Source organism: Streptomyces lycii (assembly GCF_009735685.1).
GTDB classification, from domain to species: Bacteria; Actinomycetota; Actinomycetes; order Streptomycetales; family Streptomycetaceae; genus Streptomyces; species Streptomyces lycii.
In genome coordinates, this window is record NZ_WHPN01000405.1 from 1 (window position 1) to 5,405 (window position 5,405).

The window sequence follows — 5,405 nt, forward strand, 5'->3', positions numbered from 1 at the left end:
ACTCGGGGCGGCCGCGGGGCCTGCACGCGACCGAGGGGCGCGCCCGCACCGGGCGCGCCCCTCGTCCGACGGGGCCCTCAGTTGTGGCCGAAGCGCCGCTGGTGCTTCCGCGCGACGTCCCGCGGGCTGCCCTGTGCCTCGGACTGCGGCCTGTTCTGCGCCTCCATGGCGGAGCGCTCCGCGTCCTGCTGCCCGCGCTCCGGCCGGCCGGCCTTCTGCTGACTACGATCTCGGTTCTTGTTCTTGCCCATGATCGTGCCTCCTGATGGGATCTGGGGACCTGGGCCGACGCCCTGGCAGGGGAGTCAGGAGCGCCGATGCCCCTCACCCTGGCACGGCCGGACAACGAACGCATTTCGGGTCATTACCGTCCGTGAAAGGGAGAGTCGGCCGGCCGCTCCCGATCGCGCCACGCCGATGATCCAGTTCGGCAGATAACCCCCCGCACGGTCGGGCAGACTCGAAGGAAACCGATGTAAAACCGTTCCGGGGGGCGACGGATTCAGAAAGAGGGTGGACCGTGGACCGCTGCGTCGTCCTGGTGGACGCCGGCTACCTGCTGGGCGCCGCCGCGAGCCTGCTCGCCGGAGAGCCCGCCCGATCCCGTATCACCGTCGACCATGTCGCCCTCGTCCAGGGCCTGCGCGAACGCGCCGAGGCCGAGACGGAATGCCCGCTGCTGCGCATCTACTGGTTCGACGGAGCCCCCGACCGGGTGCCGCAGCCCGAGCACCGGCGGCTGCGGGTCATGCCGCGGGTCACCGTCCGGCTCGGCGCCCTGACCCGCAGCGACGGCCGCTGGGCCCAGAAGGGCGTCGACGCGGCCATGCACGCCGAACTCACCGAACTGGCCCGCAACCGCGCCTGCGCCGACATCGTGCTCGTCACCGGGGACGGAGACCTGCTGCCCGGCCTGATGTCGGCCAAGGAACACGGCGTCGCCGTCCATCTCTGGGCAGTGCAGGCCGCCGACGGCGACTACAACCAGTCCGAGGACCTCGTCGCCGAGGCCGACGAGCGGCGGGTGCTGGACCGCGCCTGGATCACCCGCGCCGTCCAGGCCAGGGAGACCGGCGTGCCCTGCCCGCCGCAGCCCGCGCCGCGCCCCGAGATCGCGGCGATCCTGTCCGCACCGCTGCCGGAGGCGTCCGGCGGTCCGCAGCACACCGTCGCGCGCAACGGCAGCGCCGGGGCCGGCCCGGTCACCGCGGACGCCCCCGCGGGCGGCGAGGCCGGGACCGCCACCGTGGCCCCGGACCGCCCGGACACCTCCCGGCCCGGCGAGCAGGCAGGACCGGGGCCCGACCACGCCGCGACCAAGGGCGTGCCGACCCCGAAGGACCTCGCCGGGCTGGGCCGGGGACACGGGTCACCGGGCCTCGGAGCACCGCCGCCGGTGCCCAACGCGACCCTGCGCTGGTCCTCCGACAAGGGCTGGGTCGACCGGGGCGGCGGGCCGGCGGAGCCGCCCGAGACCGCGGCGCTGCCCACCCTCGCCCAGCTGACCAGCGCCGAGCAGCGCTGGGCGGACCGGGAGGAGGACATCACCACGGTCAGCGGCGACCCGTTCGAGGTCGGCCAGGTCTTCGCCCGCCGCTGGACGGATCGGCTGTCCTCGGCGACCCATCTGCGGCAGCTCTCCGAGGAGTATCCGCGGGTCCCGCACCGGATCGACGGCGAGTTGCTGCGCTACGCGGCCCGCTTCGGGCTGCTGGCGCACAAGGACGACCAGATCGACGAGCGCGACCGGTACGCCATCCGGGCCGGTTTCTGGCGCGAGGTCGACGCCCGCACCGCCACCGAGCGGGCCGCGGCGCACGACTGACGGTCCGGGCGGGCCGCGGCCCGCACCGGGCGCAAGCCGGGGCCGGGGACGGCGGCCGGGGCACGGACGCGTACTCTCGTTGTCCGTGAGTACGGGCACAGCACCAGCAACGCGCGGCGACGGAGCCGGAGCGGCGGAGGCCGCGCCCGTCTGCGCGGTCCGCGGACTGGTCAAGAGCTATCCGGCGGGCCGTGCCCGCCGCCGGGGTGCGCCCGCCCCGCCCGCCGTCCGCGCCAGCGACGGCGTCTCCCTGGAGGTCGGCCCCGGCGAGATCTTCGGGCTGCTCGGACCGAACGGCGCCGGCAAGTCCACCCTCGTACGGCAGCTCACCGGTCTGATGCGGCCCGACGCCGGAGAGGTCCGTGTCCTCGGGCACGACCTCGTACGCCATCCCGAGCGCGCCGCCCGGCTGATCGGTTATCTGGGGCAGGAGTCCACCGCGCTGGACGAGCTGACCGTGGCGCTCGCCGCTGAGACCACCGGCCGGCTGCGGGGCCTCGGCGTCCGCGCGGCCCGCGCCGAACGCGACGCGGTGCTCGGCGAACTCGGCCTCGGCCCCATCGCCGGACGGCCGCTGAAGAAGCTCTCCGGCGGCCAGCGCCGGCTGGCCTGCTTCGCCGCGGCCCTGGCCGGCGACCGCCCGCTGCTCGTCCTGGACGAACCCACCACCGGCATGGACCCGGTGGCCCGGCGGGCCGTCTGGGCCGCCGTCGACCGGCGGCGCACGGAACGCGGCGCCACCGTCGTCCTGGTCACGCACAACGTCCTGGAGGCGGAGACGGTCCTCGACCGGGTCGCCGTGCTGGACCGCGGCAAGGTCATCGCCTGCGACACGCCCGCCGGGCTCAAGGCCCTGGTGGACGGCGAGGTGCGGCTGGAGCTGCTGTGGCGGGACCGGCCGCCGCTGGACGTCCCGGAGGTCGCGGCGCTCCGGGCGGTGGCGGAGGAGACCGGGCGGCGCTGGAACCTGCGGCTGCCGCAGGACGAGGCCAGGGCCGCGGTGGCCGCGGTCACCGGCGGATCGGCCTTCGCGGCACTGGACGACTTCACCCTCACCACCCCCAGCCTGGAGGACGTCTATCTGGCGCTCGGCGGGGACCGCACCGAGGGACTGGTGAAGGGATGACCGGACACCGGGCACGCCCCGCGACGGACGGCCTCGCACCGGCCGGTCCCGCGACGGGCGGCCTCGCAACGGGCGGCCGCCCAACGGCCAGTCCCGTGGCGGGCGGCCCCGCATCGGACGGTCCCACAACGGCCAGTCCCGCGACGGCCAGTCCCGCATCGGACGGCCCCGCATCGGACGGCCCCGCATCGGACGGCCCTGCAACGGACAATCCCGCACCGGACAGTCCCGTAACGGACAGGAGCAGCGCAACGTGAGTGTCGTGCCCGCGGAGTCCGTGGCCGCCACCGCCCGGGCGGCGGCCCGGCCCGGCCGTACGGCGACCCCAGCCGCCCCCGGCCGGGCCGGGGACGCGGATCCCGCGCCGCTGGCCCCCCGGGCGCGGCTGCTGCCCTCGCTCGCCGCGGTCTACCGGGCGCAGCTCTCGCGCGCCCGGGTCGCCCGGATCCCGCTGCTGTTCGTCGCCACCTTCCAGTCCGTCGGGATCATGGTGCTGATGCGCGGGGTGGTCGACGGCGGTGACGAGGCGCGGGCCGTCGTCGCCGGGTCGAGCGTGCTCGTCGTGGCCTTCGTCGCGCTCAACCTCCTCGCCCAGTACTTCGGTCAGCTGCGCGCCGGCGGCGGTCTCGACCACTACGCGACGCTGCCGGTGCCGCCCGCCGCGGTGGTGCTGGGCGTCGCGGGGGCGTACGCCTCGTTCACGGCCCCCGGGACCGTGGTCACCGCCGTGACCGGCAGCGTGATGTTCCAGCTGCCGCTGGGGCACCTGTGGGTGCTCGTCGCCGTCATCCCACTCGCCGGTGCCGCGCTGGCGGGGCTCGGGGCGGCTCTCGGACTGCTCGCGCCGCGCCCCGAGATCGCGACCCTGCTCGGCCAGCTGGGCATGTCCGCCGCGCTGCTGCTGGGGGTGCTGCCCGCCGCGCATCTGCCCGGGCCGGTGGCCTGGACCCGGGACCTGCTGCCGTCGACGTACGGCGTCGAGGCGCTGGCCCGGGCCTTCGACCCCCGGCCGGACTGGGCGGCTCTCGGGCTGGACCTGACGGTCTGTGCCGCGGTCGGGGTGGCCTCGCTGACCGTCGCGACCTGGGCGTACCGGCGGGCGGCCGTACGGTGACGCGCCCACAGCGCCGTCCTGCCGCCGGACGCCCGGCCGCCACCTGGCACGATGGCGGGGTGACCGCACCACTGACACCGCCGCCGCACGGATCACCCGACCACGACCCCTGGCAGACCTCGGCCGGGTATCCCGGCGCGTCACCGGACTCCGGCCGTTCCGGGGTGGGCCGGGGCGCGCTGGTGACGGTCGCCGTGGCGCTCGGCGGGGTGCTGCTCGGGGTGCTGTGGTTGTGGCTGGCGCCCCGGGTCCCGCTGATCTCGGACGGCAAGGCCGTCTTCCTCCAGCACACGGAGGGGGAGGAGGCCGTCGGGGCGGACGGGACGTTCGTGCTGCTGGCCCTGGCGTTCGGGGCCGTGACCGCGCTGGTGGTCTTCCTGTGCCTCCGCAGGGGCGGCATCCCCGTCGTGATCGGCCTGGCCGTCGGCGGCCTGCTCGGTTCCGTGATCGCGTGGCGGACCGGTGTGATGTTCGGGCCGACCACGGATGTCGCCGCGCACGCGCGGGAGGTCGGCAAGGGCGTCGTCTTCGACGCGCCGCTCCAGCTCCGCGCCAAGGGGGCGCTGCTCGCCTGGCCGGTGGCGGCGACGGCCGTCCATCTCGCCCTCACCGGCTTCTTCGGCCCCCGTGACCCCGAGCCGGTGCCGCCCGGTCTCTGGCCGGACAAGAACTGACGTTCCGCGCCGCGGCCCCGGACCGGGCAGGTCCGGGGCCGCGTGCGTGCGTGCTGCCGTGCCGCCGGTGCGGGCCCGGACTTCGGTGCCGGGCCTCGGGCTCCGGTTCCGGCCTCGGGCTTCGCCGTCGCCGTCGCCGTCGCCGTCGCCGTCGGCGTCGCCGTCGGCGTCGGTCGGCGGGCGGGTGGTGTCTGCCGTCGGGCGGGGGGCGTGCCCGCCGTCAGGCCGGGCGCCTGCCGTGGTTGGCCCGGCGCTTGCGAATGCGCCACTTGCGCTTGCGGGTGCGTTTGGACATCGGACGACCCCCTCCGGGCGCGGGCTCCGGGCCCGCGGCTGGGGACAGAGTGCGCCTGCCGGGAGCCGCCGTCCATACTTCCCGCGCCGGCCGCTTCCGGCGCGGGCACGCGTACACCAGGGGGCCGGTCGCCGGGGTTGTACGCGGGGCCGGTTCGCCGGGCGGGTTCGCGGGGCCGGTCCGCCGAGGCGGACTCGCGAGGCCCGCTTCCCGGGCCGCGCCTGCCGCGACGGCCCGCCAAGTGCCGCACCGTTGTCGGTCGGCCCGTTCCAAGGGCTGCCGTACCGTGGTCGGCCAGCCTGTCCCAACTGCCGCATCGTCGCCCGGTGAGCCCGCCCCAAGGGCTGCGACACCGTTGTCGGTCGGCCCGT

At 76.3% G+C, this 5,405-nt stretch carries 5 protein-coding genes; 4 read left to right on the forward strand and 1 reads right to left on the reverse strand.

What is annotated here, in order from left to right; all coding sequences use genetic code 11:
* Nucleotides 1-77: 77 nt before the first annotated feature.
* On the reverse strand, nt 78-251 hold the full coding sequence (locus GCU69_RS32870) for a hypothetical protein (RefSeq protein ID WP_170315959.1): 174 nt from the start codon (nt 249-251) through the stop codon (nt 78-80).
* A gap of 269 nt (nt 252-520) precedes the next feature.
* On the opposite strand from GCU69_RS32870, the gene GCU69_RS28560 reads away from it, so the two are divergent.
* From GCU69_RS28560 to GCU69_RS28575, 4 genes are all read left to right on the forward strand, one after another.
* Nucleotides 521-1,825, forward strand: coding sequence for an NYN domain-containing protein (locus tag GCU69_RS28560; protein ID WP_098751443.1), 1,305 nt, complete (start codon nt 521-523; stop codon nt 1,823-1,825).
* Between the two features lie 85 nt (nt 1,826-1,910).
* On the forward strand, nt 1,911-2,951 hold the full coding sequence (locus tag GCU69_RS28565) for an ABC transporter ATP-binding protein (RefSeq protein WP_098751442.1): 1,041 nt from the start codon (nt 1,911-1,913) through the stop codon (nt 2,949-2,951).
* 253 nt (nt 2,952-3,204) lie between these two features.
* Nucleotides 3,205-4,065 (forward strand): ABC transporter permease, encoded by an 861-nt coding sequence (locus GCU69_RS28570; RefSeq protein ID WP_170315960.1) that lies wholly within the window; start codon nt 3,205-3,207, stop codon nt 4,063-4,065.
* Between the two features lie 59 nt (nt 4,066-4,124).
* Nucleotides 4,125-4,739, forward strand: coding sequence for a DUF2567 domain-containing protein (locus GCU69_RS28575; RefSeq protein WP_156207628.1), 615 nt, complete (start codon nt 4,125-4,127; stop codon nt 4,737-4,739).
* The last annotated feature ends 666 nt before the right edge of the window (nt 4,740-5,405 follow it).

Bases quoted from the DNA above. Each gene is read 5' to 3' on its own strand.
- GCU69_RS32870 (WP_170315959.1), bottom strand. From the start codon at position 251: ATGGGCAAGAACAAGAACCGAGATCGTAGTCAGCAGAAGGCCGGCCGG.